This window comes from Streptomyces sp. CCM_MD2014, from assembly GCF_000772045.1.
Classification (GTDB): Bacteria; Actinomycetota; Actinomycetes; order Streptomycetales; family Streptomycetaceae; genus Streptomyces; species Streptomyces salinarius.
Genome location: NZ_CP009754.1, coordinates 7,868,573 through 7,894,197, shown reverse-complemented (window position 1 = coordinate 7,894,197; position 25,625 = coordinate 7,868,573). Strand labels below are relative to the sequence as shown.

Below are 25,625 nucleotides of genomic sequence, written 5' to 3'. Positions count from 1 at the left end.
CCTGTCGACACTGACAGCCCCTCAGAAGAGAGCGAGACAGCGTCATGAGTCTTCTGCGTCTGGCCGGCCGGCCGATGCTCGCCTCGATGTTCGTCGCGGGCGGCCTGCAGTCGTTGCGCAGGCCGCAGGACGTGGCCCCGGCGGCCGAGCCGATCGTACGGCCGGTGGCCGACCGCGTACCGGTGCTGCCGGACGGCACCGAGCAACTCGTACGGCTCAACGGCGCCGTTCACGTGGTGGGCGGCCTCATGCTCGGACTCGGCCGCTGTCCGCGGCTGGCCGCGCTGGCCCTCGCGGTGACGCTGGTTCCCACCACGCTGGCGGCGCACCGCTACTGGAACGCGGAGGACCCCTCCGACCGCGCACAGCAGCGCATCCACTTCCTGAAGAACCTGTCCATGATGGGCGGGCTGCTGATCGCCGCCGACGACACGGGCGGCGCGCCCTCGCTGCTGTGGCGCGGCCGGCACGCCGCCCGGGACCTGCGACACGACGCCCGCTTGGTGCACCGTTCGGTCCGCGCCACGGCCGGCCCCGCCGCCCGCGCGGGCGGCGTCCGCGCCAGGCTGGGCGCCTGAACGGGCGTTAGCCCGCCGCGCGAGAGGGGACCCGGTCGTCCCGATGCTTCCGTGGCGGTTCGGTCCCGCGACCGCCACGACCCTCTGGAGGTGGAACATGGGACACGGAGGAAACGTCATCGACGAGCTGACGACCGATCACCGCGAGGTCGAGGAGCTCTTCGGCAAGATCGAGGCACTGCCGTCCGGTCACAAGGACCGCAAGCTGTACGCCGATCAGGCCACGATCGAGCTGGTCCGGCACTCGGTGGCGGAGGAGGCGTACCTCTACCCGGCCGTTCGGGAGCACGTGGCGAACGGCGGCGCCCTCGCGGACAAGGAACTCGAGGACCACGCCGAGGCCGAGCAGATCATGAAGGACCTGGAGGGCTGCGCGGCGGACGACGCCGAGTTCGACCGGTTGATCGGCAAGCTGATGAGCGAGATCCGCGCACACGTCGCCGACGAGGAGGGCAACCTGTTCCCGAGGCTGCGCGAGGCGTGCCCCGCGGACGCCCTGGACCAGTTGGGCGAGAAGGTCCGGCAGGCGAAGAAGACGGCCCCGACCCGGCCGCACCCGGCCACCCCGGACAAGCCCCCGATGAACAAGCTGCTCGCCCCCGGTGCGGGCATGGTCGACCGGGTGCGGGACGCCCTGTCGGGTCGGGGCAAGTCCGGCTGAGCGGCCACCGCCGGCATGTGCGAGGGGCCCGTCGCCGTGGCGACGGGCCCCTCGCACATGCCGGGTGACGGCAACACCCGTTCCTACGCCCGCCACTCCCCCGTCCGCTCCTCCGCCGGGCCCCCGGCCGCCGTGGGCACCGGATCGGGCCGTTCACGGAGCGCGGCGACGGTGCGCTCCAGACCGTCCCGCCAGGACACGCTCGGCAGCCAGCCGAAGATCTCGCGGGCGAAGCCGGTGACCGGCCGGGGCTCGGCCCGCCCGTCCCCGGTGTCCTCGACGAACACCGGCGGCGAGTCGGAGCCGGTCAGCTCGGTCACCACCCGGGCGATCTCCGCGGCCGTGGGCTCCTCGTCGCCGCCGATGTCCACCGGCCGCACGGAGCGTCCGGCCGCGACCAGCAGAATGCCGTCGACCATGTCGTCGACGTAGCACAGGGGGTGCCTGCGGCTGCCGTCCCCGGGGACGGTGACCGGCCGCCCGGCCAGCGCCTGCTCGATAACGGCGGCCGGCATCCCGCCGCCGTCCGTCCGCATGCCGGGACCGTAGCCGGTGAACAGCCGGACGATCCCGGCGTTCGCGCCGTGGGCGACCGCGTGGGCGGCGACCAGGGACTCGGCGAACCGGACGGCGTCGGCGCAGGCCCGATGGGGCCCCACCGGGTCGGCGTCGTCCGGTGCGCCGCCGCCGCGGGCGTCGGGGCACACCGGCGGAGAGGAGGCGAGCAGGAACCGGGCACCGTCCCGGCCGGCGACGGCCAGCGCGGCACGCGTGCCCAGGCTGCCTGCCTCGAGGACGTCCACGGGCCGCTCGGGCCGGGCGGCCCGGGAGTCGGGGACGGCCAGGTGCAGGACCAGGTCGTAGGGGCCGGGGAGCGCGTCCGCACAGCCGGGTCCGGAGACGTCCCGTTCCAGGAAGCGGAACCCGGGACGGCCCGCCAGGTGGGCCACCTTCTCCGCACGCCCGGTGGAGAGGTTGTCCAGGCAGTCGACCTCGGCGCCCGCGTCGAGCAGCCGGGTGCACAGGTGGGAGCCGAGGAATCCGGCGCCGCCGGTCACCAGGACACGGCCCCAGGGCGCGCGGGACTCCCCCCGTGGGCTGAACGCCGCAGTCGGCATCATGAGGACGACCCTTCTTCCTCGACGAGGCGCCGCCCGAGCCACGCGGTGTGCGTTCACGGTGTGCACACCGTGGGCTCACGGAGCGCCGAAAACGTGCCCCGAGTGCCCCACCCGGGCGCTCACATGCGCCGGCGCCCGCCGTCGGGCCGTCTCACCGTGACCACGGTCACGGCCGAAGGTCCCGCCCCGCGGCGCCCGGCGATGCGGCCGAGTGCTGTGATCAAACCCACTCGGCTCGCCAACTCCGGCGCCGACGGCGACGGTTGGCCCGCCCGGACCGCGGGCGGGAGCGCGGAGCGGCGACGACTCGCCGGTCCCTTCTGCCACGATGGTCGGCGCCGTCTCCGGCCCAGTGGAACGACCGCGCAGCGCAGCCGGCCTACTCGTTCCCGTCCGTATCCCCCTCCGGGTCCCGTGACCCGCGTTCGAGTGGCGCCCTGTGTCTTCTTCCCCCGTCTCCGCCCCGCCGCCTCCCGCCCCCGTGCCGTCCGGTCCCGCGAGCACCTCCCCGTGGCGCTCCCTGAGGTACCGCAGCATGCGCTGGTGGTCGGTCGCCAACTTCGTGTCCAACGCCGGTACGTGGATGCAGCTGACCGTGCAGAACCTGCTGGTCCTGCAGATCACCGGGTCGGCCGCCGCGACCGGCCTGTCCATGTCGGTCCAGGCCGCGCCGGCCCTGTTGATCAGCGTGTTCGGCGGTGCGGCCGTCGACCGCTGGCCGCGCAGGCTGACGGCCGCGGTCAGTCAGGCGCTGCTCGGCGCGGTCGCCTTCGCGACCGCGCTCATGGTGGCGCTGGACCGGCTCGACGTGGCCTCGCTGATGGTCCTGGCGGCCGTCACCGGTGTCATCGCCACCGTGGACGGCCCGGCGTGTTCCCTGCTGGGCAACGACCTCGTCCCGCGCGAGGACGTGCCCTCCGCGATCGGGGTGGGCGCGCTGGTGCACCAGGCGGGACGGCTCACGGGGGCGGCGCTCGCCGGCGTGACGGTCGGTTTCCTCGGCACGGCCGCCGCCTACGCCGCCAACGGGCTGTCGTTCCTGTTCGTGGCTTCGGTGATCCCCTTCCTGCGACCGGTGCGCGGTGCGGCCGGGTACTCGGCCGAGGTGAAGGACGGCGCTACGCGGGACACCATGAGCGTGCGGGAGGGACTGGCCTTCTTCGTCCGCCGGCCGCGGCTGCTGGCGCTGGCGGGTGTCACGGGGGTGAGCGCCGTCTTCGGGCGCAACTACCAGCTGACCCTGGCCGTGCTGGTCACCGGGCCGCTCGCGGGCGGCGCGGGGTCCTTCGGCACGGTGTCCACGGTGCTGGCGGTCGGCGGCATCGTCGGCGCCGTCCTGGGCGCCCGGCTGCGCCGCCCGTCCGTACGGGTGGTGGGCGCGCTGGCGGCGGCGGGCGGGCTGCTGCAGGTGGTGGCGGGCATGTCGCCGTCGCTGGCCGTCCTGCTGGTGATGGTGCTGCCGATGGCCGTCGTGGAGTCCGTCTCCGACACCGCCGGCACGGCGGTGCTGCAGACCGACCCGCCCGCGCACCTGCGGGGCCGGGTGCTCGGCGTGTGGGGCAGCATCGGCACGGTGTGGAGCCTGGGCGGGCCGCCCGCGCTGGGCCTGCTGATGGAGCTGGCCGGTGCGCGCGGCGCCCTGATCGCGGGCGGGCTGATCATCGCCGGCACCATCGGCGCGGGCCACCTCCTGCGCCAACGCCGGACGACGGTGCCCCGGGTGTCCCCGGTGGCGAACCTGGAGACTGCCGCCTGAGGCCGCACCCCGGTCATTCCCCCCCTCGGGTGTGCGCCGTGCCCCCGGACGGGCTCGGCTCAGGCGACGAGGGCCTGGCCCGGATCCAGCCGGGCGACGAGCTGGGCGTGGTGCAGGGAGGCGACGGGGGCGACGAGGTCCGGGTGGCGCAGCAGGGCCGCCGCGCGGCGGTCCGCCTCGTCGGGTGCGAGCAGACGCCGGAACTCCACCGGCGTTCCGGCCGAGGGGCCGCGGTCGTCCAGCGCGGCGACGGCCGGCCCGGCCAGCGCCGGGTCGGTCAGCAGACAGGCCGCCCAGCTGGCGGCGACCTCGTCCACCCAGGTCCGCCAGGCGTCCGCGTCCGGGTCGGCGCACGTCGCGCCGTCGGCGCCGGTGATCCAGTCGAGCCGGGCGGACCCGCCGGGACCCGTGACGCCCAGCAGGGCCACGTCCATGGCGGTGGGGTAGCGCAGCCGGGCCGCGACCGTCACGGCCTGCCGGGCCTGCGCCTCGCACAGGGCGTCGGCCAGCGCGCCGCCGGACGCCGGGTAGGCACGCGGGAGCCACTGGGCGGTCGCCGCGATGACGGGGGAGAGATCTGTGTGCACTGCCGGGCCGTCCGAACTGCTCGTCGTGGGGAACACGGGTCCGTGGAAACGGTAGCCCGCGGCGCACCCGGCGGGACATGGCGCGGCTCTCGCGCGCGGCGTGGCATCGGCCACACGACGTCCCGCCGACCGGGACCCCGGTCCCGGGTGCGACCCTGTACCCCGTTCGCCGATCACCGGGTTCCCGCCCGGCTCACCGGTGTGGAGGAGAAGCCCTGAGTACCACCGTCCTCTCCGAGGCCGTCCCCGTCGCCCTGCTGCTGGGCGTCCTGGCCTTCGCCGTGCTGCGCCCCCGGGGGCTGCCGGAGGCGGTGGCCGCCGTGCCCGCCGCCGTGCTGGTGGTGGCGCTCGGCACGGTCACCCCGCACCAGGCGTGGGAGCAGACCCGCACGCTGCTGCCGGTCGTCGCCTTCCTCGCGCTGGTGCTGATGCTGGCGTACCTGTGCGCCAAGGAGGGCCTGTTCGAGGCGGTCGGCGCGGCCGTGGCCCGCCGGTGCGGGGGAAGTCCGCGGCGGCTGCTGAGCGGGGTGTTCGCCGTGGCCTGCGTGGTCACCGCCGTGCTCAGCCTGGACGCCACGGCGGTCCTGCTCACGCCCGTCGTCCTGGCCACGGCGTCCCGGGCCGGCGCCCGGGCCCGCCCGCACGTGTACGCGACGGCGCACCTGGCGAACTCCGCCTCGCTGCTGCTGCCGGTGTCCAACCTCACCAACCTGCTGGCGTTCACGGCCAGCGGGCTGACCTTCACGCGGTTCGCCGCGCTGATGGCGCTGCCCTGGCTGGCCGCGATCGCCGTCGAGTACGCCGTGTTCCGCCGCTTCTTCCGCGCGGACCTGGCCGAGCCCGTGTCCGCCGCGCCCGCGCGCGTGGGCCCCGTGCCCGTCGCGGGAGCGCGTGGCGGCCCCGTGCCCGCGAAGGCGCCGGACCACGCCGCCGGTGCCGGACCGGCCGTGCCGCCCGCGCCCACGGTGCCCCGCTTCACCGTGGTCGTCGTGGCCCTCACCCTGGCCGGGTTCGCGCTGGCCTCGCCGGCCGGGGTGGAACCGGCCTGGGCGGCGCTCGGGGGCGTGCTGGTGCTCGGGGTGCGGGCCCTGGCCCGGCGCCATGTCGCTCCCCGGGAGCTGGTGGGCGCGGCGGCACCGCTGTTCTGCCTGTTCGTCCTGGCCCTCGGCATCGTGGTGCAGGCAGTGGTGGTGAGCGGCCCGGCCTCGGGCCTGGGGCGGCTGCTGCCGGACGGGGACTCGCTGCCGGCGCTGCTGGGAGTGGCGGCGGTCGCCGCGCTGCTGGCCAACCTCGTCAACAACCTGCCGGCCGTGCTCGCCCTGCTCCCGCTGGCCGCGCCCGCCGGTCCCGCCCAGGTCCTCGCCGTACTGATCGGCGTGAACCTGGGTCCCAACCTGACCTACGTCGGTTCGCTGGCGACCCTGTTGTGGCGGCGCATCCTGCACCGGCACGGCATCGAGGTGGAGCTGGGCCGGTTCACCCTGCTGGGGCTGCTCACCGTGCCGGCCACGGTCGCCGCCTCGACGGCGGCTCTGTGGGGGGCGGTGCGCGTCATCGGCGCCTGACACCCGCGGCCCGGCCCCGCGCCGGGCGTCCGCTCACTGGGTCGCGACGACGAGGCAGCGCCGCAGTTCCGTCACGGCCTCGGAAGCTCCCTCGACGCTCACGCCGCCTTCCCCGTCGTCGCCCGCCCGGTTCCAGAGCCACCTCAGCACGCTCTGGGGGGAGCCGCTCAGCGTCACGTCGGCCGTGCCGTCGCCCGCGCCGTCCGTGACGGTGAACTCCCCCGGCCCGGTCCGCACCCGCCACGCCGCGTCGTCGCCGGCCCGGACCAGGAAGGTACGCCCCGGCGAGCCGTCCAGGATGTCGGTGAAGTAGTCGCCCCACTCGCTCACGGCGTACGCGGCGAACACCTTGAGCAGTTCGTCGATCCCGTCCACGGCGAGGTCGTCGGGCACGGCGGTGACGGGACGGCCGGTGGCGAGTTCGGCGTCGATGCGGTGGACGACGGTCTCCTGCGCCATCCGCCGGATCCAGAAACCGACGCTCTGGTCGGGGCCGTACCAGGTGGCGGCCGGGTCCTCGGGGGCGCGGGTGGCGAACTCGGCACGCAGCGCGGTGTAGCCCCGGTCGAGCAGTGCCGTCGGCGCCTCGTCGGCGAACTCCTTCGGCGGCCAGGTCTCGGGCTCCGCCCCGTCGCGCATGGCGGCGGTCTTGTGCAGGTAGACCGCGCCGACGTGGCGGGTCAGATCGGCGACGGTCCAGCCGGGGCAGGTCGGCACGGGGGCGTCGGCGCCGCTCTCCACGACGGCCCGCAGCCGGTCGTGGTCGGCCGCGAGGCAGTCGAGGAATCGGGTGTACTCCATGGCGTCCGAGCCAAGCACACGTTCAGGGCCGGGGCACGGTGTTTTCCGCGGGCTCCGCGCTCACCAGGCCGGGCTGGGGACCGCCGGGCGGCGGACCGCCTCGGCCGCGTCGCGCAGATGCAGGGCGACGGTGATCAGGGCCCGCAGCGCGGAGGGCCGCAGGCTCTGGGCGCTCTCGGCGGCCAGCACCAGCAGACAGCCCGCGGCCTGCTCGACGACGGGGACGGAGAACGCGAAGTCGTCACCGTCGGCCCCGCGGAACGCGCGCCACGGTGTGGCGGCGCCGTCGATGGCCTTGTGCACCGCCTGCTCGAGGTGCTGTGCGGCCTGCCGGCACACGGGGGCGGGCAGGGTGATCGTGCGATGAAACGCTGAACTGGTCATAGTCCCATTGCTCCCCCGTGTCCGGGGTGTCCGATCGGCGCACCCCGCGCTTTTCACCGTGTCGGCGGCAGCCTGGGCCGCGCTCCGGACGCGGCGCGCACCCGCCGGGCCACGGTACGAGCCCGGCCGCCCCGGCCCGCTCCCGGCCTACGGGCGCGCCGGGACCGGGCGCGCCCCGCCCGCCGCACCGCCGCGGGTCGGCCGAATTCGGCACGGCCGGGCCGAAGGCCGCACGGACCCCGGCGTCCCCGGGCGTGCTCCTGGCCCACCGCGAGACGGCACCGGTCCGCCGTGGCGTGGACCGGCTCGGCCGTGGTGCGGTCCTAGGCTCGTGGCATGGGTTCCGTCAGTACGTCCTCGGCCGCCGCGGCGGCCCGGTTCACGGGTCGCGCGGTGACCGGTGAGCGCCCGCTGTCCGGGGCGCTCACCGAAGTCGGCCTCGACGACGGCCGCACGGTCGTGGTCAAACTCGCGGACGCCCCGGGCGCGGCGCGGGCGGAGGCCGCGGGGCTGCGCTGGCTGGCCGACGCGGGCACGGTGCGGGTCCCGGTGGTGTACGGCGTGGACGAGCGCCGGCTGGTCTCCGGCCGGGTGGCGCAGGGACCGGCGAGCGCGAGCGCGGCGGTGCGGTTCGGCCGGGATCTGGCCGGGCTGCACGCCGCCGGGGCGCCGGCCTTCGGTGCCGCGCCGCCCGGCGGACCCGAGGAGGCGTACATCGGGCTCGCCCCGATGCGCAACGTCACCGGGGACGACTGGCCCCGCTGGTACGCCGCGCATCGTGTACTGCCGTATCTGCGCCGCGCGGTCGACGCCGGCACCGTCCGGGCGGGCGAGGCGGCCGACGTCGAGCGCGTCTGCGAGCGGCTGCCCGAACTGGCGGGGCCCGCGGAGCCGCCGGCGCGGCTGCACGGAGACCTGTGGAACGGCAACGTGCTGTGGGGCGCCGACGGGCACGTCCACCTGATCGATCCGGCCGCGCACGGCGGGCACCGGGAGACCGACCTGGCGATGCTGCACCTCTTCGGCTGTCCCCACCTGGACCGGATCCTGGCGGGTTACGAGGAGGCGGCTCCGCTCGCCGAGGGCTGGGCCGGCCGGATCGGCGTGCACCAGCTCTTCCCGCTGCTGGTGCACGCGGTGCTCTTCGGGCGGGGATACGCCGAGCAGGCCGTCACGGCGGCGCGCGCCGCGTTGCGCCGGGCGGGGTGAGACCCGCCGCGGGCCGCACGGCGGGCCGCTCCCGCCCGCCCACGACATGTCCCATCGGGTCACATGTCCCACTGGGACATTTCCGGGTGTACGCTCGAAGGCATGACGGCAACGAAGCCCTCCCGCACCGCCGAGGACCCCACCGGGGACCGGCGGCAGCGCAAGGCGCGGCAGACCCGCGACGCGCTGGCCACCGCCGCCTGCGACCTGATCCTGGAGCGCGGACCGGCGGCCACCACGGTGGAGGCGATCGCCGAGCGCGCGGACGTCACGCGCCGCACGTTCAGCCGGCACTTCGCCGGGAAGGAGGACGCGGCGCTCGACTTCGTCCGCCGGGACGGCGACCGGATCAACGCGCTGCTGCGGTCCCGCCCCGCCGCGGAGCCGCCCCTGCTCGCCTACCGCAGGGCCGTGCGGGACTGGCTGGCCGACGGGGAGGACCCGGCCTGGCACGTGCGCCCCCGGATGCGCCGCCTGCTGGCCCTGGCCGGCACCGAGCCCGAGTTGTTCGCCGCCTACCAGCGCATCCGGGTCGACGCCCAGGAGGAGTCGATCCGCATCGTCGCCGGCCGGCTCGGCATCGACGACACCCGGGACGTGCGCCCGGCCGCGGTCGTCGACGCCGCCGCCGGAGTCCTGATCGCCGCCCTGCGCCTGTGGGCGCGCGGCGACGAGCGGGACTCGGGAGCCGCAGACCTCGCCGCCCTCGTGGAGCGGGCCTACGACGCCCTGACCTCGGAGGCCGCGGCCGCGACCCCCGACAGCACCACCGAAGAGTGAGAACAGCACCATGAGCACCACCGACACCACCCCCGCCATCACCGAGTACGCCGCCGAGTTCGCCGGCCGTACCACCCTGGTCACCGGCGCCGCCTCCGGCATCGGACTGGCCACCGCCCGCCGGCTCGGCGCCGGCGGCGCGAACGTCGTCGTCGCCGACTTCAACGCCGAGGGCGCCGGGGAGGCCGCCGCCCGGCTCACGGAGCAGGGCGTCCGCGCCGCCGCCGTCGAGCTGGACGTGACCCGCCCGGAGTCCATGGAGGCGGCCGTCAAGTTCACCGTCGACACGTACGGCGGGCTGGACCTCGCGGTGAACAACGCCGGCATCGGCGGCCCCAGCGCCCCGACCGGCGAGTACGACGTCGAGGCCTACCAGCGCGTCATCCGTACCAACCTCGACGGCGTCTTCTACTCGATGCGCTACGAGCTGCCCGCCCTCCTGGCCACGGGCCGGGGCGGCGCCGTCGTCAACGTCGCCTCCATCCTCGGCTCGGTCGGTTTCGCCGGCTCCCCCGCCTACGTCGCCGCCAAGCACGGAGTGGTCGGGCTGACCAAGGCGGCCGCCGCCGAGTACGCGGCCCGGGGCGTGCGGATCAACGCGGTCGGCCCGGGCTTCATCGACACGCCGCTGCTGAAGACCATGGACGAGGCCGCCTACAAGGGCCTGGTCGCCCTGCACCCGGCCGGCCGCCTCGGACGGTCCGAGGAGGTGGCCGAACTGATCGCCTTCCTGCTGTCGGACCGCGCGTCCTTCGTCGCCGGCAGCTACCACCTGGTCGACGGCGCCTACACCGCCGTCTGAGCACCGGTCGTCCACCCCGGGGGGAACGAGAACAGAGGAGTTCGGTCCATGAAGGCACTGCAGTACCGCACCATCGGGGCTCCGCCCGAGGTCGTCACGGTCCCCGACCCGGAACCCGGCCCCGGCCAGGTGCTGCTGAAGGTGACCGCGGCCGGCGTCTGCCACTCCGACATCGCGGTGATGAGCTGGCCCGCCGAGGGCTTCCCGTACGAGCTGCCGCTCACCCTGGGCCACGAGGGCGTCGGCACCGTGGCCGCGCTCGGCGCCGGGGTGACCGGTCTCGCCGAGGGCGACGCGGTCGCCGTGTACGGGCCCTGGGGCTGCGGCACCTGCGCCAAGTGCGCGGAGGGCAAGGAGAACTACTGCCTGCGCGCCGACGAGCTGGGCATCCGCCCGCCGGGGCTCGGGCGTCCGGGTTCGATGGCGGAGTACCTGCTGATCGACGACCCCCGGCACCTGGTCCCGCTGGACGGGCTCGACCCGGTCGCCGCGGTGCCGCTCACCGACGCCGGGCTGACGCCGTACCACGCCATCAAGCGGTCGCTGCCCAAGCTGGTCCCAGGCTCGACCGCGGTGGTCATCGGCACCGGCGGTCTCGGCCACGTCGCCATCCAGCTGCTGCGCGCCCTGTCGTCCGCCCGGGTCGTCGCCCTGGACGTCAGCGAGGAGAAGCTGCGGCTCGCCCGCGAGGTGGGCGCGCACGAGGCGGTGCTGTCGGACGCGAAGGCCGCGGACGCGGTGCGCGAGCTGACCGGCGGTCTCGGCGCCGAGGCCGTGTTCGACTTCGTCGGCGCGGCGCCCACGGTGAAGACCGCCGGGGCCGTCGCGGCCGTCGAGGGCGATGTCACGCTGGTCGGCATCGGCGGCGGGTCGCTGCCCGTCGGGTTCGGGATGCTGCCGTTCGAGGTGTCGGTCAACGCGCCGTACTGGGGCAGCCGCAGCGAACTGATCGAGGTGCTGAACCTGGCCCGCTCCGGCGTCGTGTCGGTGCACACCGAGACGTACTCGCTGGACGACGCCCCGCTCGCCTACGAGCGGCTGCACGACGGCAGGGTCAACGGCCGCGCGGTGATCCTGCCCCACGGCTGACACCCCCAAGGGGCGCGACCGGTCCCCCGTTCCGGTCGTGCCCCCTGCCCGTCGAACCTACGTGGACGGCTCCGCCGTTGTGAATCGTGCCGGTGCCCGCCGAGGGGCCGGGAAGACTCAGTCGTGCACAGGTGAGTCCGGATGGCCCGGTTTCGTCCCGAGCAGGAGCGGCTGATCGAGGTCGCCGGTCGCCAGGTGGGCCAGCACGACCTCGTACAGGTCGCTGCCGGCGGCGAGCAGCTCGCGCTCGAGGACGGGCTCGGCGCTGCGGACGTGCTCGCGGACGGTCTGCGCGTGCATGCCGATCTGGTGCGCGGCACGCTCGGCGTTGCCGCCGGCGGCGATCCAGGTGCGCAGCGTGCGCCGCAGGTCCCGGCCGTCGGGGTCGAGCCGCCCCAGCAGGTCGCCGGCCCAGGCCCGCAGCGCGGGCCCGGAGAGCAGGTCGGCCAGGCGGGCGGCACCGCCCCGCCGGCCGGCGCCCGGCGGGGTTTCGGCGAGCCCCACCTGCGAGTTCAGCGCGAGGTGGACCGCGGCCCGGACGGTCAGGTCGGCGAAGTCCGTGCGCAGCAGCGACCCGACCCGGTCCATGCGGGCGCGGACCGTGTTGCGGCTGACGCCGAGCACCTTCGCCGTGTTGACCGCCGTGAACTCCAGGCCGAGCCGGGTGGTGGCGAGCAGTTCGGCGCGCGTGTGGTGCGACAGGGTGTCGAGAGGGCTCAGCACACCGGCCGTCCAGTCGTACAGCTCCGCGGGGTCCATCAGCAGCTCGGGCCGGGTGCGCTCGGCGTACAGGGCCGCCCGCTGGGACCGGAACCGGGCCACGGCCAGGGCACTGACAGCCTGTCCGTAGGCCGCGGCCGTGCGGTCGAGGCCCTGCCGGGCGCTGCCGCCGAGAAAGACGCCGGGGCGGCGGCCGACGAGCGAGCGCAGCTCCTGCCCGGCCTCCTGGAACGGCGCGAGGACGATCACGTGTGCGTCCACCGCCGGGCACCGGACGACCAGCGCCCGTTCCCCCGTCGCCGACACGCACTCCTCGGCGAGACGGTCCCGTTCGGCGGGGTCGCTCTCCACGACGTACACGCAGGCCGTCTCGGTGTCGAGGAGCCCGGGCCAGAGGCCGGCGGCCACACGGCGGGCGGCGACGGTGTCCTCCACCATCAGCAGCTGCAGGATGGCCAGACGCAGGTCGGAGGTGGCACGCCGCAGCCGGTGTCCGGCCGCGTTCGACTCGTGGCCGGCCAGCAGCAGCTCGACCACCTGGGCGGTGTGCGTGACGATGTCGGAGACGCGCCGGTCGAAGGGCGCCTCGCGGGCCACCGTCAGGACGGCGGCCCGCGCCGGGTGGGACCGCTCCACGCGGACGAGCCGCAGGTGACGGCCCCGGTCCTCCAGCGCGGCCGACGCGATCCGGCCTGAGGTGACGTCGGCGACCAGGCCGTCGTCGAGCGGGACGCGGGTGCCGGCCAGCAGCCGGCCGGTGCCGTCCTGCAGCGACACGGTGGCCTGCGCGGTGCCGGCGAGCCAGGCCACGACCCGGGTCAGGTCGCGTCCGGCCGGACGCAGGTGCTCGAGCAGTTCCCGCGCCCAGCCCGCGTACTCACCGGCCCCGGATGTCCGCTGCCGTTTCGCGTCCTCTCGGCCCGCCACGTCGGCCTTCTCCTCGTCTCGCCCGGTCCCCGCCCCAGGTCGGGGACGTTACCTCATCGCTTCGTGGCGGGCCCCGTCCCGGCGTCGGCGGCCCGGGCCGCCGGGCCTGCCGGGCGGGGCGGCCGAGCGGGCATAAGCTCGGTGAATGGCGAAGTACTTCGACGTGCACCCCGACAACCCCCAGCCGCGCAGCATCGCCCAGGTCGCCGACAGCGTCCGCTCCGGCGCGCTGATCGCGTATCCGACGGACTCCTGCTACGCGCTGGGATGCCGGCTGGGCAGCCGCGACGGCATCGACCGCATCCGGTCGATCCGGCACCTGGACAACCGGCACCATTTCACCCTGGTCTGCCAGGACTTCGCGCAGCTCGGCCGGTTCGTGCAGATCGACAACGACGTGTTCCGGGTGATCAAGGCGTCGACCCCCGGGAGCTACACCTTCATCCTGCCTGCGACGAGGGAGGTGCCGCGCATGCTCCAGCATCCGAAGAAGAAGACCGTGGGCGTGCGCATCCCCGACCACGTCGTCACCCAGGCCCTGCTCGCGGAACTCGGTGAACCGCTGCTGTCCAGCACGCTGTTGCTGCCGGACGAGGAGGAGCCGATGACGCAGGGCTGGGAGATCAAGGACCGGCTCGACCACGTGCTGGACGCGGTCGTCGACTCCGGGGACTGCGGCACCGAGCCGACCACGGTCGTCGACTTCTCGGGCGGCGAGGCGGAGATCGTGCGGCGGGGCGCCGGCGACACGAGCCGGTTCGAGTAGCGCCGCGCCGCGCTGCACCGCCCCCTCCCCCCGAGTGAGCGGCCGAACCGCCGCGACCACCGAGAGAAAGGCAATCTGCCCGATGACCGCCGTAGCCGGAACCGCCGTGGACATCCCCACCGACGACGGCACCGCCGACGCGTATCTGACCCACCCTGCCGACGGGGAACCCCGTCCCGCGGTCCTGCTGTACATGGACGGCTTCGGGCTGCGCCCGTCCCTGCGCGCCATGGCGGACCGGCTGGCCGGGGCCGGGTACACCGTCGTGGTGCCCAATGTCCTCTACCGGGAGGGCCGGGCACCGGTCGTGGACCTCCCCGAGTTCATCGACCAGGCGTCGCGGCCGAGAATTTTCGAGCGCCTCGGACCGATGATGCGGGCCCTCACGCCCGAGCGGGTGGAACGGGACGCCGACGCGTATCTGCGGTGGCTGACCGGTCGCCCGGAGGCGGCCGGCGGACCGGTGGCGGTGGTGGGCTACTGCATGGGCGCCGGCCTCGCCCTGCGCACCGCCGGCACGTATCCCGACCGGATCGCGGCGACGGCCGGCTTCCACGGCGGAAACCTGGCGACCGAGGCACCGGACAGCCCGCACCGGGTGGCCGGGCGCCTCACGGGCGAGGTGTACTTCGCCCATGCCGACCAGGACCCCGGCATGCCCGCCGAGCAGCAGCAGCGACTGGAGGCGGCCCTGGCCGCGGCGGGCCTGACCCACCGCTGCGAGGTCTACGCGGGGGCGCAGCACGGCTACACCCAGGCCGACACCTCCGCCTACGACGAGCAGGCGGCCGAACGCCACTGGGAGGCGCTGCTCGACCTCCTGAACCGGACATTGTGACCCCGGCGTCCGCGAAACCGCCCGCACCGGGCCGGACTTGGCGGTCCGGCCCCGTCCGGCACCCGGACCGGGCGTTGTTACCGTGCCCGGGTGTCCAACTCCTCACGTGATTCCGCCGAAGGCGCCGGCTGGGGCTCCGCCGCGCCCGGCGCCTACCGGGCGCTGATGCCGCAGCGCACCGAGAAGCTGTCCTGGCTGGACCCGAGAACGCTGTGGGCCGCCCGCAACGGTGTGCTGGCCTCCTGGTTCGGTGACCCCACGGGCCGCACCCGCTCCCGCTGGGTGGCGCAGCGGTCCGCGGCCGGCGCACCGGCCGACAAGGTGATCCGGCGGGACGACCCCGACCGGTTCTCCTTCCTGGTCGTCGGCGACACGGGAGAGGGCGACGGTCCCCAGTACGCCGTGGTGCCCGGGCTGTTGAGGGCGGGCGGTGACACCCGGTTCGCGGTCCTCGCGAGCGATGTGATCTACCCGGTGGGCAGCGCCGACGACTACGGCACGAAGTTCTTCCGCCCCTACCGCGACTACCAGGCGCCCATATACGCGATACCGGGCAACCACGACTGGTACGAGGACCTCGGCGGCTTCATGCGCGTCTTCTGCGACGACGCCCCGCCCCTGCCGCCGGAGCCGGCGCCGCGCCCGTTCACCCCCGCATGGCTGCGGCACCTGTTGTGGCACCGGCCGCGCCCCGACGACGGCCGGCACCTGGACGAGGCGCGCAAGCTGCGCCCGTCCCCCGCCCAGCAGGCCGTCCAGCCGGGGCCGTACTGGGCCGTCGACGCCGGCCCGGTGCGGATCGTCGGCATCGACACGGGGCTGCTGGGCACGGTCGACGCCGAGCAGGGCGCCTGGCTGCGCGAGGTGTCGGCGGGAGACCGGCCGAAGATCCTCGTCACCGGCTCGCCCCTGTACGTGGACGGCGAGCACCACCCGTGCCCCATCGAGGGCGGCGGCACGGTCGACGACATCGTGCGCGATCCCGCCCATCACTACGTCGCGGCGATCGGCGGCGACATCCACAACTACCAGCGCTATCCGGTCGACGTGGGCGGCCGCACCGTGCAGTACGTCGTGGCGGGCGGCGGCGGTGCGTTCATGCACGCCACCCACACCATTCCGCGCGTCTCGGTGGCCGGGGTCACCGAGGACGACTTCCGCTCCTATCCGCTGCGCGGCGACTCGCTCGCCTTCTACAGCGCCCTGTACGGCCGCCGGCTGCGGCTGCGCCGCTTCTTCACCCTCACGGAGGCCGAGGCGACGGCCGTGATCGCCGAGCGTCTCGGCATCCGCACCGGCCGCGCCCCGGGCGGCGACGCGCGGGTCACCCGGCGCGTCCGGCTGGTCGCCGGACTGCTGGGCACGGCACGGCGGCCCGAGCGCCGCAAGCGGTTCCGGCTGCCCGTGCGCAAGATCTACACGCAGTTGTTCTCGCCCGGCTCGGCGACCTACAGCCCGCCCTTCTTCAAGTGCTTCCTGCGCCTGGACGTGACGCCGGAGGCGGTCCGGCTGCGCTGTTACGCGGCCACCGGCAACCGGGCGCAGGAGGAGGACCCGCCGGTCGAGGACGAGGTGACGATCCCGCTCGAGTGACGTGGTCCCGGCCGTCCGGTTGATCACCCGTCCCGGCGTGGGCGAGGCTGGAACCGGGCGGCACACCGCCGCGCACAGTCGAGGGAAGGTCCCACGGTGATCAGCATCCCGGCGTACACGCTCAACGACGGCACCACGCTCCCCGCCCTGGGCCTGGGCACCTGGCCGATGAAGGACGACGAGGCGGAGCGGGCGGTCCGCGAGGCCCTTCGGACGGGGTACCGCCTGATCGACACGGCGACGAACTACCGCAACGAGACCGGCGTCGGCCGCGGGATCGCGTCCGCCGGCCTGCCCCGCGAGGAGATCGTCGTGACCACCAAGCTGCCCGGCCGGCACCACGGCTACGAGGAGACGCTCGCCTCCTTCGAGGAGTCCCGCGCCCGTCTCGGCGTGGAGTACGTCGACCTGTACCTGATCCACTGGCCGCTGCCGCGCGTGGACAAGTACGTCGACTCGTGGAAGGCCATGGTGAAGCTGCGCGAGGACGGTCTCGTGCGGTCGGTGGGCGTCTCCAACTTCACGGCCGAGCACATCGAGCGGCTGGAGAAGGAGACGGGTGTCCTGCCGTCCGTCAACCAGATCGAGCTGCACCCGCTCTTCCCGCAGGACGGGCTGCGCGCCTACCACGAGCGCAAGGGCATCCGCACCGAGAGCTGGAGCCCGCTGGGCCGGGGCAGCGACCTGCTGGACGACCCCGCCGTCGCCGCGGTCGCCGAGGCGCACGGGGTGACGCCCGCCCAGGCGGTCCTGCGCTGGCACACCCAGCTGGGCGCGGTGCCGATCCCGAAGTCCGCCGACCCGGCGCGGCAGCGGGCGAACCTCGACGTCTTCGGCTTCGAACTGGACGCCGGGCAGATGCGCACGGTGGCGGACCGGGCGCACCGCCGGATCGGCGGCGACCCGGAGGTGCACGAGGAGTTCTGAGCGGGGTACCCGGTCCCGGTCGGGGGATCTCCCGGTCCCTCCGTCTCCCGGTCTCCCGGTCTCCCGGAAGGAGCGTCAAGTGGGCGGCGAGAGCGACGCGCTAGGCGCGTACCACGGCAAACGGGACTTCGGCCGGACCGGTGAGCCGGCCGGAGAAGGGGCGCCCGGCGAGGGCGGGGAGCCCCGCTTCGTCGTGCAGATCCATGACGCGAGCACCCTGCACTTCGACTTCCGGCTGCAGGTGGCCGACGTGCTCAAGTCCTGGTCGGTGCCGAAGGGGCCGTCCGCGGACCCGAGCGACAAGCGGCTCGCGGTGCCCACGGAGGACCATCCGCTGGAGTACGAGGAGTTCGAGGGCGTCATCCCGGCGGGTGAGTACGGGGGCGGAACGGTGATCGTGTGGGACCACGGCACCTACGAGCCGCTGAGCCACGACCGCCGGGGACGGCCGGTCGACTTCGCCGAGTCGCTGGCGCACGGGCACGCCCGGTTCCGGCTGCACGGGGCGAAGCTGCGCGGCGAGTACGCGCTGACCCGCTTTCGCGGTGGTCCGGACCGCGCGGCCGGTGAGGACGCGGCGTGGCTCCTGGTGAAGACGGCCGGCGGCGGGCGCGGGCGCGGCACCCCGGACCCCCGGCGGGCCCGGTCCGCGCGCACCGGCCGCACGCTGGCCCGGGTGGCGGCGGAGGACGGCCGGGGTTAGCCGGGCGGTTCACTCCGCGGGCAGCGGCTGTTCGGCCCAGATGGTCTTGCCGGTGTCCGTCTGGCGGCTGCCCCAGCGCTGGGTGAGCTGGGCGACCAGGAGCAGTCCGCGGCCGCCCTCGTCGTAGGCGTGGGCGCGGCGCAGGTGGGGTGAGGTGGAGCTGGCGTCGGAGACCTCGCAGATGAGGGCGGTGTGGCGGATGAGACGCAACTGGATGGGCGGCTCGCCGTACCGGATGGCGTTGGTGACCAGTTCGCTGACGACGAGTTCGGTGACGAAGGCGGTGTCGTCCAGTCCCCACGCCGTCAGCTGCTCGCCGACGGACCGTCTGACGGCCGCCACGCCGACGGGGTCCGGGTCGACGTCCCAGGTGCGCACCCGGTCCTCGCCCAGCGCCCGGGTGCGCGCCAGCAGCAGCGCGACGTCGTCGCCGGGCTCTTCGGGCAGTACGGCCTTGAGCACGCCGTCGCACAGCGCGTCGAGCGAGGTCGCGGGCGCGGCCAGGGCCCGGCACATTTCCTCGGTGGCGTGGTCGACGTCGCGGTCGCGGTCCTCCACCAGTCCGTCGGTGTAGAGGGCGACGACGGAGCCTTCCGGCAGTTCCAGCTCCGTCGCCTCGAAGGGCAGTCCGCCCACTCCGAGCGGCGGCCCGGCGGTCATGGTGACGATCCGGGTGCTGCCGTCGGGCAGGAGGAGGGCGGGTGCGGGGTGGCCGGCGGCCGCCAGGGCCAGTCGCCGGGACACGGGGTCGTACACGGCGTACAGGCAGGTGGCGCCCAGTTCCGCGATCTCCGCGTCGCCTTCCCGCGCGCCGACGGCCGCGAGGTGGGTGACGAGGTCGTCGAGATGGGTGAGGAGTTCGTCGGGGGGCAGATCGACGTCGGCGAGGGTGCGTACGGCCGTGCACAGCCGGCCCATGGTCGCCGTGGACGGGATGCCGTGGCCCACGACGTCGCCGACGACGAGGCCGACGCGGCTGCCGGAGAGCGGGATCACGTCGAACCAGTCGCCGCCGATGCCCGCCGCGGACGCGGAGGGCAGGTAGCGGTGGGCCACCTCGACCGCGGCCTGTCCGGGCAGGTCCCTGGGGAGCAGGCTGCGCTGGATCGCCAGGGCGGTGGAGCGCTCGCGGGCGAAGCGCCGGGCGTTGTCGACGGAGACCGCGGCCCGGCCGGCCAGTTCCTCGGCCAGTACGGCGTCCTCGACGGCGTACGGCTCCCTGGGCGCGGTCCGGACGGCCAGCGCCACGCCCAGCGTGGTGCCGCGGGCCCGCAGGGGCACGGCCAGGACCGAGCAGACGGCTTCGCGGAAGGGGCGGTTGTGCGGGGCCTCGGCCTCGCGGGTGCGCATCCACCGGTCGAATTCCGGGTCGCCCGGGCCGGTGAGGACGACGCGGCCCTCCCGCATCGCCCGGGCGGGAGGGCTGTCGGCCGGGTGGACCTCGTGTCCGCCGAGGTGCACGGCGGGAGTGGGGAAGTTCTGGGTGGCGGAGGTGTGGGCCACCCGGCGCAGTTCGGCGTGCTCGGGCGGCTTGGCGAAAGGTTCGTCGTTGCCGAGGACCCAGTCGAGCAGGTCGACGGCGGCGAAGCCGGCGAATCGCGGTACGAGGAGCCCGATCAGCTCCTCGGCGGTACGCACGACGTCGAGGGTGGTGCCGACCGTGCCGGCCGCGTCCAGCAGGGCCAGCCGCTCGCGGGCCCGGTGCTGTTCGGTGCTCTCCAGCGCGGCCATGGCGACGCCGGTGAGCGCGCCGGACGCGTCGTGGACCGGCCAGATCTCCACGGTCCAGGCGTGCAGACGGGTGCCGGCCGGCGCGGGCGCGTAGCTCTCGTACTGGACGCGTCGCCCCGTGTCGGCGACGACGCGCACGTGGTGCACGAAGGACCGGGCATCGCCCTCGAAGTCCGCCAGCGTGTCGGGCAGGCGGCGGCCGATCAGCTCGCCGGCCGGCCGGCCCATCATCCGGCACGTCGTCTCGTTGACGTGCACGAAGCGCAGGGCGGGGTCGAGGACGGACATCGACAGGGAGGCCTGCCGTACGGCGTCGTCGACCAGGGTGGGAACGGGGCCGCCGGGCGGGTCGGCGGTCACCGCCCAGCCGCCCGGTGCTCCGTCGGCGCCCGGCAGCGGGCCCGCCCGCAGCCGCAGGCTCACCGGGCGGCCGTCGCGGTGCCGGATCACGGCGGTGCCGGACAGGGCGGGGCCGGAGGGGGCGTCCCGCGCGAGCAGGTCCCGCGCGGGGCGCCCCACGACCTCCTCGGCCGTGTATCCGGTCAGGCGCCGCGCGCCGTCGCTCCACCCCGTCACCAGTCCGCGGGCGTCGACGATCACCGTGGCGGAGGAATCCTCCATGCCGTCCAGGATCATCCCAGGACGATGCGGTATCAACCGGGGCGGGGCGCGAGTGGCTCGGTCACTGCCGGCGGGCGCGGAGCGCGGCGAGGGCGCGGTCGGCGTGCGCGTTCATCCTGATCTCGCTGCGGACGACCTCCAGCAGGGTGCGGTCCTGCCCGACGACGAAGGTGACCCGCTTGGTGGGAGCCAGGGCGAACCCCCGCTTCACCCCGAACCGCTCCCGGACGGCGCCGTCGGCGTCGGACAGCAGCGGCATGCCGAGGGTGTGGCGTCCGGCGAACTCCTGCTGCCGGTCGACGGGGTCGCCGCTCACACCGACCGGCCGCGCGCCGACCGCGGCGAACTCGCCGGCCAGGTCGCGGAAGTGACAGGCCTCCGCGGTGCAGCCGGTGGTGAGGGCGGCCGGGTAGAAGAAGAGGACGACGGGTCCGTCGGCGAGCAGTTCGGACAGGCGGCGCGGGGTGCCGGTCTCGTCCGGCAGGGTGAAGTCCTCGACGGTGTCGCCCACGGCCGGGACCCGGCTCACGACCGGCCCTCGCTGCCCCGGGCCACGCCGCGCGCCCACAGCACGAGCGGCACCTGCACGGGCAGCCGCCCGAGGGCGGCGGCCTTCTGCGGGGTGGGGCGGTGCCGCCAGTCCCAGGCCATCTTGACGTTGGCCGGGAACACCCCGACGAAGAACGCGGCGGCACTCAGCGCGGCCGCCTTGCGGGTGCGCGGCACGGCGAGTCCCGCGGCGAGCGCGAGTTCGGCGACGCCGCTGGCGTACGTCCACGCCCGGGGCGTGCCCGGCAGGGAGCGCGGCACGGTGGCGTCGAAGGGCCGGGGCCGGGCGAAATGGGCGACGCCCGCGGTGGCCAGCAGGCCGGCGAGCAGCAGCGGTGAGCGTTCGGACCGTGACACGGTTCCTCCTCATGGGGGCCTGCCGCGCGATATTACTCGACGGTAAGGTCGCCGGTGTCCACGACCTCCGGGCGCGTGCGGTCCCGCTGCGCCCGGACCGGGGCGGGCCGGCCGCCGCGCGGCCGGGTCCGGTCGGCCACCCGGAACGCGCGCGTCACTTCCCGCTTCGGGGCGTGACGGGCGCCAGCCACATGCCCACGATCGCGTCGACGAGGCCGTCGGCCGCTTCCTGCCAGCTGCTGCGCGGGGTGGGGCGGTTCTCGGCGAGGGCCCGCTCCCGCTCCTCCGCGGTGTGCACGATGAGGTGACGGGCCATGTCGCCCCGCTCCGCGGCGACCTCGGCCGGCAGCGCGGGCATGCACCGGTTGCGGCCCTCGATGATCGCCCGCAGGGAGACGGAGGCGCGGGACTCCTCGGTCATGATCTGGCGCAGCGCCGGATCGGTCATGACCTGGGCGCAGAACCGCGCGTACCAGGTGGGGCTGCCCAGTGCCGCCAGGTGGTCGAACTGGGGACGGACCAGGCAGTCCACCCAGTCACGGAGGTCGGGCGAGTCTCCGAGGGCGGCGAGCTGCCGGGCGCGCAGTTCCTCGACCTGCTCCGAGTGGCGCTGTGCGATGGCCCGTACGAGATCCGCCTTGGTACCGAAGTGGTAGCCGACGGCTGCGTTGTTCCCCTGCCCGGCGGCCTCGCTGACCTGGCGGTTGGAGACGGCGTACACGCCGTGCTCGGCGAACAGCCGCTCGGCGGTGGTCAGGATGAGCTGCCGGGTCGCGCTGGACTGTTCCGTCCGGACCGTCCTGCTCGCCATGATCACCACCGCGCCGGGACTCTCTCCGCACCGCCCACGACGACCAGTCCCTCGAGTCGTCGCAGGTCCGCCGCCGTACGGCGGGTTGTCACGGAAGCCTACGGGGCGGCTGCGCGAGACCGCCGCCCGCCCCGGACGGGCGCTCCTCTCCACACCCCGTAGGATACTTCAATCGACTGACTTAAATGCTCGTGCCCGGTTGCCGCACACGCGGCAGCACGCATCGCTCGAAAGGCTCTTCCATGCCCGCTTCCCCCGCCACGCCACGGCCGAACGCCGTGGTGGCGGTACTGGCCCTGGCCGGGATCGTCGTCGCGCTCATGCAGACCCTGGTCATCCCGATCATCCCGGAGCTGCCGAAGCTCCTGGACGCGTCGGCCTCGGACGCGGCCTGGGCGGTGACCGCCACGCTGCTCGCCTCCGCGGTGGCCACTCCGGTCGTCGGCCGGCTCGGCGACATGTTCGGCAAGCGGCGGATGCTGTTGCTCAGCCTGGTGCTGCTGATCAGCGGCTCGGCGGTCTGCGGACTGAGCGACGCCCTGGTCCCGATGGTCGTCGGCCGCGCCCTGCAGGGCCTGTCCGCCGCCGTGATCCCGCTCGGCATCAGCATCATGCGCGACGAGCTGCCGGCCGAGCGGCTGGCCGGCGCCACCGCGGTGATGAGCGCCTCCCTCGGGGTCGGCGGCGCGCTCGGCCTGCCCGCGGCCGCGCTGATCGCGGACAAGCTGGACTGGCACATGCTGTTCTGGCTCTCCGGCGCGCTCGGCGCCCTCTCCCTCGTCCTGGTGCTGGCGCTGGTGCCGGAGTCGGCCGTGCGCACCGGCGGCCGGTTCGACCTGCTCGGCGGCGTCGGCATGGCCGCCGGCCTCGCGAGCCTGCTGCTGGCCATCTCCAAGGGCGGCGACTGGGGCTGGTCCTCGGGCACCACCCTGGGCCTGTTCGCGGCGGCCGTCGTGATCCTGCTGGTCTGGGGCTGGTGGGAGCTGCACACCCCGGAGCCGCTGGTGGACCTGCGCACCACCGCCCGCCGTCAGGTGCTGTTCACCAACCTGGCGTCCGTCGCCATCGGCTTCTCGATGTTCGCGATGTCCCTGGTGCTGCCGCAGCTGCTTCAGTTGCCCGAGGCCACCGGTTACGGACTCGGCCGCTCCCTGCTGACCACGGGTCTTGTGATGGCGCCGTCCGGCCTAGTGATGATGGCGTTCGCCCCGGTCTCCGCGAAGGTGTCCAGCTCCCGCGGCCCGAAGGTGACGCTGATGATCGGCGCCCTGATCGTCGCCGCCGGCTACGGCCTGAACATCGTGCTGATGTCCGAGGTCTGGCACCTGGTCCTGGTCTCCTGCGTGATCAGCGCGGGCATCGGCTTCGCCTACGGCGCCATGCCGTCGCTGATCATGGGCGCGGTGCCGCCGAGCGAGACGGCCGCCGCCAACAGCCTCAACACGCTCATGCGGTCCCTGGGCACGTCGGTCGCCAGTGCCATCGCCGGTGTCATCCTGGCCCAGATGACCGTCGACCTCGGCGGCTTCGCCCTGCCCTCGGAGAACGCGTTCAAGGCGGTCATGGCCATCGGCGCCGGCGCGGCCCTGCTGGCGGCCGCCATAGCGTCCTTCATCCCCCGGCACCGCCCCGCCGGCCCGGCGGCCGGCCCGGCACCCGCAGAGGGGGTGCCGGCGGAGGCCGCCGCCACCCGCTGACCGCGACGGCGCCGGCCCCGCCCGGGACCGGCGCCGTTCAGGCGAACCTCGCGGGCAACGCGCGTGACGGCGTCGGGACCCGTCGAGAACTGACCCGTGGAGCTGCCGCTGATCCCTCCGATGCTCGCCACCGCCGGCACCCTGCCGCCCGCCGCGCAGGACGCGCGCTGGGCCTACGAGACCAAACAGGACGGCCAGCGCGTGGTGGTCTACCTGCCCGGCGACGGGAGTGTCCTGCTGCGGGCCCGCTCCGGCCAGGACATCACCGCCGCCTACCCCGAGCTCGCGCCGCTCGCCGCCGCGCTCGGCGACACCCCCGCCGTACTGGACGGCGAGGTGCTGGCCCTGGACGAACGGGGCCGCGCCGACTTCCAGTTGCTCCAGTCCCGGATGGGCCTCGCGCACGCCCCGGGCCGGGCGGCGCACCGGGCGGCGAGGGTCCCCGTCCACCTGGTGCTGTTCGACGCCCTGCACCTGGCGGGCCGCTCCCTGCTGCGCACGCCCTACGCCGACCGCCGCGGGCGGCTGACGGACCTCGCCCTGAACGGGCCGTCGTGGTCCACTCCGGCCGCGCTGGTCGGACACGGCGAACAGGCCCTGCGGGCCACCCGCGAGCACGGCCTGGAGGGACTGGTGTGCAAGCGGCTGGACTCGGTGTACGAGCCCGGGTCCCGCTCCCGGGCCTGGATCAAAATCCGCAACATGCGCAGCGAGGACGTCGTGGTCGGCGGCTGGCTGCCCGGCAAGGGACGGCTCGGCGGCCTGCCCGGCGCCGTCCTGGTCGGCCAGCGCGCTGCCGGCCGGCTGCGCTATGTCGGCGGCGTCGGCACCGGCTGGAGCGAGGGCGAGCGCACGGAGCTGGCCGGGCTGCTGGCGGCCGCCGCCAGCGACGTCTGCCCCTTCGACCCGGTGCCGCGGGTGCCCGGGGCGCGCTGGGTCGTGCCCCGGCTGGTCGGCGAGGTCCGCTACAGCACCCGCACCCGCGAGGGCATGCTGCGCCAGCCGTCCTGGCTCAGGCTCCGCCCGGACCTGACGCCCGAGGAGTCGGCCGCGGACGTTCCGGACGACCTGGTGTGAGGGGCTGACCGGCTCCCGGGTGTTGGGCCGCCCTTCACCGCGGCGACGCCCGGGCCCCCTTGGCGCGGGAGTGAAAAGACGGGACCCTGAACTCCCCTTCCCCCCACAGCCGTTGGGCTGCTCCAGCCTGAGGAGAACGCCATGCGCCCGCGTACCGCCGCGACGTCCCGCCAAAGATGGCTCACCGTACCGCTCGGTGCCCTCGCCCTCGTCCTGGCCTTCCCCGCCACCGCCTTCGCCGCCCCGCCGCCGGGGCTGCCCGGCAACGCCGACGCCCTGGAACGCACGTTCCAGCCCGCCTACGACTACGACACCGACGGCTGCTACCCGACCCCGGCCATCGGCGCCGACGGAGCGGTCAACGGCGGGCTCAAACCGACCGGCGCCCTCAACGGCAACTGCCGCGACGCCTCCGACCTGGACAACACCAACGGCTACGCGCGCGCCAAGTGCGACGGCGACTGGTGCGCCTACATGTACGGGCTCTACTTCGAGAAGGACCAGGCACTGCCCGGCAGCAGCCTGGGCGGGCACCGGCACGACTGGGAGCACGTGGTGGTGTGGGTGAAGGACGACACGGTGCGGTACGTGTCGACGTCCAACCACGGCTCGTTCAGCGTGCACGAGCGGTCGGCCGTCCGCTTCGAGGGCACCCATCCGAAGATCGTCTACCACAAGGACGGCATCAGCACCCACTGCTTCCGCCTGGCGACCTCGGGCGACGAACCGCCGGAGAACCACAAGGGCGCCTGGCAGTACCCGACGCTGGTGGGCTGGAACGGCTACCCGGCGGGACTGCGCGACAAGCTCAGTGCCTACGACTTCGGCAGCGCCAACTTCGGCCTGAAGGACGGCAGCTTCGCCTCCCACCTGGCCGCCGCCAGGCCCGCGGGCGTCTCCTTCGACCCGTACGCGTGAGACGGAGGGCGAAACGGGCCGTTCGGGCGAACCTCGGCCCGTGGACGCCTCCGCGCG

General features: G+C 74.8%; 25 protein-coding genes. 16 read left to right on the top strand and 9 right to left on the bottom strand.

Annotated features, from left to right (window positions below; all coding sequences use genetic code 11):
- Positions 1-44 precede the first annotated feature (44 nt).
- Complete coding sequence (locus NI25_RS35310; RefSeq protein WP_061446370.1) at positions 45-578, top strand: DoxX family protein; 534 nt, start codon at positions 45-47, stop codon at positions 576-578.
- 97 nt (positions 579-675) lie between these two features.
- Positions 676-1,239: a hemerythrin domain-containing protein gene (locus NI25_RS35305; RefSeq protein WP_061446369.1), complete on the top strand. Its 564-nt coding sequence runs from the start codon at positions 676-678 to the stop codon at positions 1,237-1,239.
- A gap of 83 nt (positions 1,240-1,322) precedes the next feature.
- Here NI25_RS35305 and NI25_RS35300 read toward each other — a convergent pair whose 3' ends face one another.
- Positions 1,323-2,360 carry an NAD-dependent epimerase/dehydratase family protein gene (locus tag NI25_RS35300; protein WP_061446368.1) on the bottom strand — a complete coding sequence of 346 codons (1,038 nt, stop codon included), beginning with the start codon at positions 2,358-2,360 and terminating at the stop codon, positions 1,323-1,325.
- Between the two features lie 535 nt (positions 2,361-2,895).
- Between NI25_RS35300 and NI25_RS35295 the strand changes: the two genes are divergently transcribed.
- Positions 2,896-4,116, top strand: coding sequence for an MFS transporter (locus NI25_RS35295; protein ID WP_061446367.1), 1,221 nt, complete (start codon positions 2,896-2,898; stop codon positions 4,114-4,116).
- 59 nt (positions 4,117-4,175) lie between these two features.
- On the opposite strand, the gene NI25_RS35290 is transcribed toward NI25_RS35295, so the two are convergent.
- Positions 4,176-4,703: a hypothetical protein gene (locus NI25_RS35290; RefSeq protein WP_061446366.1), complete on the bottom strand. Its 528-nt coding sequence runs from the start codon at positions 4,701-4,703 to the stop codon at positions 4,176-4,178.
- A gap of 77 nt (positions 4,704-4,780) precedes the next feature.
- Here NI25_RS35290 and NI25_RS35285 point away from each other — a divergent pair, with 77 nt between their 5' ends.
- Entirely contained in the window at positions 4,781-6,268 is a 1,488-nt protein-coding gene (locus tag NI25_RS35285) for an arsenic transporter (protein WP_233520808.1), read from the top strand.
- A 33-nt stretch (positions 6,269-6,301) separates the two neighbouring features.
- On the opposite strand, the gene NI25_RS35280 is transcribed toward NI25_RS35285, so the two are convergent.
- The gene (locus NI25_RS35280; protein ID WP_061446365.1) at positions 6,302-7,069 is read right to left on the bottom strand and encodes a maleylpyruvate isomerase family mycothiol-dependent enzyme; all 768 of its coding nucleotides are present in this window, start codon (positions 7,067-7,069) and stop codon (positions 6,302-6,304) included.
- A 60-nt stretch (positions 7,070-7,129) separates the two neighbouring features.
- Complete coding sequence (locus NI25_RS35275; RefSeq protein WP_061446364.1) at positions 7,130-7,453, bottom strand: hypothetical protein; 324 nt, start codon at positions 7,451-7,453, stop codon at positions 7,130-7,132.
- Positions 7,454-7,789: 336 nt separating this feature from the next.
- Between NI25_RS35275 and NI25_RS35270 the strand changes: the two genes are divergently transcribed.
- From NI25_RS35270 to NI25_RS35255, 4 genes are all read left to right on the top strand, one after another.
- Complete coding sequence (locus tag NI25_RS35270) at positions 7,790-8,662, top strand: fructosamine kinase family protein (protein ID WP_061446363.1); 873 nt, start codon at positions 7,790-7,792, stop codon at positions 8,660-8,662.
- 102 nt (positions 8,663-8,764) lie between these two features.
- Positions 8,765-9,442: a TetR/AcrR family transcriptional regulator gene (locus NI25_RS35265; RefSeq protein WP_061446362.1), complete on the top strand. Its 678-nt coding sequence runs from the start codon at positions 8,765-8,767 to the stop codon at positions 9,440-9,442.
- A gap of 10 nt (positions 9,443-9,452) precedes the next feature.
- Positions 9,453-10,244 (top strand): SDR family NAD(P)-dependent oxidoreductase, encoded by a 792-nt coding sequence (locus tag NI25_RS35260; RefSeq protein ID WP_061446361.1) that lies wholly within the window; start codon positions 9,453-9,455, stop codon positions 10,242-10,244.
- A 48-nt stretch (positions 10,245-10,292) separates the two neighbouring features.
- Entirely contained in the window at positions 10,293-11,333 is a 1,041-nt protein-coding gene (locus NI25_RS35255; protein ID WP_061446360.1) for an NAD(P)-dependent alcohol dehydrogenase, read from the top strand.
- A 117-nt stretch (positions 11,334-11,450) separates the two neighbouring features.
- Here the strand turns inward: NI25_RS35255 and NI25_RS35250 are convergent, their stop codons facing one another.
- Positions 11,451-12,980 (bottom strand): helix-turn-helix domain-containing protein, encoded by a 1,530-nt coding sequence (locus tag NI25_RS35250; protein WP_061446359.1) that lies wholly within the window; start codon positions 12,978-12,980, stop codon positions 11,451-11,453.
- A 145-nt stretch (positions 12,981-13,125) separates the two neighbouring features.
- Here NI25_RS35250 and NI25_RS35245 point away from each other — a divergent pair, with 145 nt between their 5' ends.
- From NI25_RS35245 to NI25_RS35225, 5 genes are all read left to right on the top strand, one after another.
- Positions 13,126-13,746 carry an L-threonylcarbamoyladenylate synthase gene (locus NI25_RS35245; protein WP_061446358.1) on the top strand — a complete coding sequence of 207 codons (621 nt, stop codon included), beginning with the start codon at positions 13,126-13,128 and terminating at the stop codon, positions 13,744-13,746.
- 82 nt (positions 13,747-13,828) lie between these two features.
- Complete coding sequence (locus NI25_RS35240; protein ID WP_061446357.1) at positions 13,829-14,584, top strand: dienelactone hydrolase family protein; 756 nt, start codon at positions 13,829-13,831, stop codon at positions 14,582-14,584.
- Positions 14,585-14,674: 90 nt separating this feature from the next.
- A complete protein-coding gene (locus NI25_RS35235; protein ID WP_061446356.1) occupies positions 14,675-16,177 on the top strand; it encodes a metallophosphoesterase family protein in 1,503 nt (500 codons plus the stop codon).
- 96 nt (positions 16,178-16,273) lie between these two features.
- Complete coding sequence (locus NI25_RS35230; RefSeq protein WP_061446355.1) at positions 16,274-17,104, top strand: aldo/keto reductase; 831 nt, start codon at positions 16,274-16,276, stop codon at positions 17,102-17,104.
- Positions 17,105-17,183: 79 nt separating this feature from the next.
- Positions 17,184-17,807, top strand: coding sequence for a DNA polymerase ligase N-terminal domain-containing protein (locus NI25_RS35225; RefSeq protein WP_061446354.1), 624 nt, complete (start codon positions 17,184-17,186; stop codon positions 17,805-17,807).
- A 9-nt stretch (positions 17,808-17,816) separates the two neighbouring features.
- Here NI25_RS35225 and NI25_RS35220 read toward each other — a convergent pair whose 3' ends face one another.
- The 4 genes from NI25_RS35220 to NI25_RS35205 all read right to left on the bottom strand — a co-directional run bounded on the left by NI25_RS35220 (position 17,817) and on the right by NI25_RS35205 (position 21,876).
- Complete coding sequence (locus NI25_RS35220; RefSeq protein WP_061447232.1) at positions 17,817-20,159, bottom strand: SpoIIE family protein phosphatase; 2,343 nt, start codon at positions 20,157-20,159, stop codon at positions 17,817-17,819.
- Positions 20,160-20,220: 61 nt separating this feature from the next.
- Positions 20,221-20,688 (bottom strand): peroxiredoxin, encoded by a 468-nt coding sequence (locus NI25_RS35215; RefSeq protein ID WP_061446353.1) that lies wholly within the window; start codon positions 20,686-20,688, stop codon positions 20,221-20,223.
- The gene (locus tag NI25_RS35210; protein ID WP_061446352.1) at positions 20,685-21,065 is read right to left on the bottom strand and encodes a DoxX family protein; all 381 of its coding nucleotides are present in this window, start codon (positions 21,063-21,065) and stop codon (positions 20,685-20,687) included. The genes NI25_RS35215 and NI25_RS35210 overlap by 4 nt, the downstream gene beginning before the upstream one ends.
- Before the next feature lie 154 nt (positions 21,066-21,219).
- Positions 21,220-21,876, bottom strand: coding sequence for a TetR/AcrR family transcriptional regulator (locus tag NI25_RS35205; RefSeq protein ID WP_061447231.1), 657 nt, complete (start codon positions 21,874-21,876; stop codon positions 21,220-21,222).
- Positions 21,877-22,118: 242 nt separating this feature from the next.
- Here NI25_RS35205 and NI25_RS35200 point away from each other — a divergent pair, with 242 nt between their 5' ends.
- The 3 genes from NI25_RS35200 to NI25_RS35190 all read left to right on the top strand — a co-directional run bounded on the left by NI25_RS35200 (position 22,119) and on the right by NI25_RS35190 (position 25,568).
- On the top strand, positions 22,119-23,573 hold the full coding sequence (locus NI25_RS35200) for an MFS transporter (RefSeq protein WP_061446351.1): 1,455 nt from the start codon (positions 22,119-22,121) through the stop codon (positions 23,571-23,573).
- A 96-nt stretch (positions 23,574-23,669) separates the two neighbouring features.
- Complete coding sequence (locus tag NI25_RS35195) at positions 23,670-24,650, top strand: ATP-dependent DNA ligase (RefSeq protein WP_061446350.1); 981 nt, start codon at positions 23,670-23,672, stop codon at positions 24,648-24,650.
- A 141-nt stretch (positions 24,651-24,791) separates the two neighbouring features.
- Positions 24,792-25,568 (top strand): NPP1 family protein, encoded by a 777-nt coding sequence (locus tag NI25_RS35190; RefSeq protein WP_061446349.1) that lies wholly within the window; start codon positions 24,792-24,794, stop codon positions 25,566-25,568.
- Positions 25,569-25,625: the final 57 nt, after the last annotated feature.

Bases quoted from the DNA above. Each gene is read 5' to 3' on its own strand.
- NI25_RS35260 (WP_061446361.1), top strand. From the start codon at position 9,453: ATGAGCACCACCGACACCACCCCCGCCATCACCGAGTACGCCGCCGAG.
- NI25_RS35310 (WP_061446370.1), top strand. From the start codon at position 45: ATGAGTCTTCTGCGTCTGGCCGGCCGGCCGATGCTCGCCTCGATGTTC.
- NI25_RS35280 (WP_061446365.1), bottom strand. From the start codon at position 7,069: ATGGAGTACACCCGATTCCTCGACTGCCTCGCGGCCGACCACGACCGG.
- NI25_RS35190 (WP_061446349.1), top strand. From the start codon at position 24,792: ATGCGCCCGCGTACCGCCGCGACGTCCCGCCAAAGATGGCTCACCGTA.
- NI25_RS35300 (WP_061446368.1), bottom strand. From the start codon at position 2,360: ATGATGCCGACTGCGGCGTTCAGCCCACGGGGGGAGTCCCGCGCGCCC.
- NI25_RS35220 (WP_061447232.1), bottom strand. From the start codon at position 20,159: ATGGAGGATTCCTCCGCCACGGTGATCGTCGACGCCCGCGGACTGGTG.
- NI25_RS35275 (WP_061446364.1), bottom strand. From the start codon at position 7,453: ATGACCAGTTCAGCGTTTCATCGCACGATCACCCTGCCCGCCCCCGTG.
- NI25_RS35295 (WP_061446367.1), top strand. From the start codon at position 2,896: ATGCGCTGGTGGTCGGTCGCCAACTTCGTGTCCAACGCCGGTACGTGG.
- NI25_RS35240 (WP_061446357.1), top strand. From the start codon at position 13,829: ATGACCGCCGTAGCCGGAACCGCCGTGGACATCCCCACCGACGACGGC.
- NI25_RS35200 (WP_061446351.1), top strand. From the start codon at position 22,119: ATGCCCGCTTCCCCCGCCACGCCACGGCCGAACGCCGTGGTGGCGGTA.
- NI25_RS35245 (WP_061446358.1), top strand. From the start codon at position 13,126: ATGGCGAAGTACTTCGACGTGCACCCCGACAACCCCCAGCCGCGCAGC.
- NI25_RS35305 (WP_061446369.1), top strand. From the start codon at position 676: ATGGGACACGGAGGAAACGTCATCGACGAGCTGACGACCGATCACCGC.
- NI25_RS35265 (WP_061446362.1), top strand. From the start codon at position 8,765: ATGACGGCAACGAAGCCCTCCCGCACCGCCGAGGACCCCACCGGGGAC.
- NI25_RS35285 (WP_233520808.1), top strand. From the start codon at position 4,781: ATGGCGCGGCTCTCGCGCGCGGCGTGGCATCGGCCACACGACGTCCCG.
- NI25_RS35205 (WP_061447231.1), bottom strand. From the start codon at position 21,876: ATGGCGAGCAGGACGGTCCGGACGGAACAGTCCAGCGCGACCCGGCAG.
- NI25_RS35255 (WP_061446360.1), top strand. From the start codon at position 10,293: ATGAAGGCACTGCAGTACCGCACCATCGGGGCTCCGCCCGAGGTCGTC.
- NI25_RS35270 (WP_061446363.1), top strand. From the start codon at position 7,790: ATGGGTTCCGTCAGTACGTCCTCGGCCGCCGCGGCGGCCCGGTTCACG.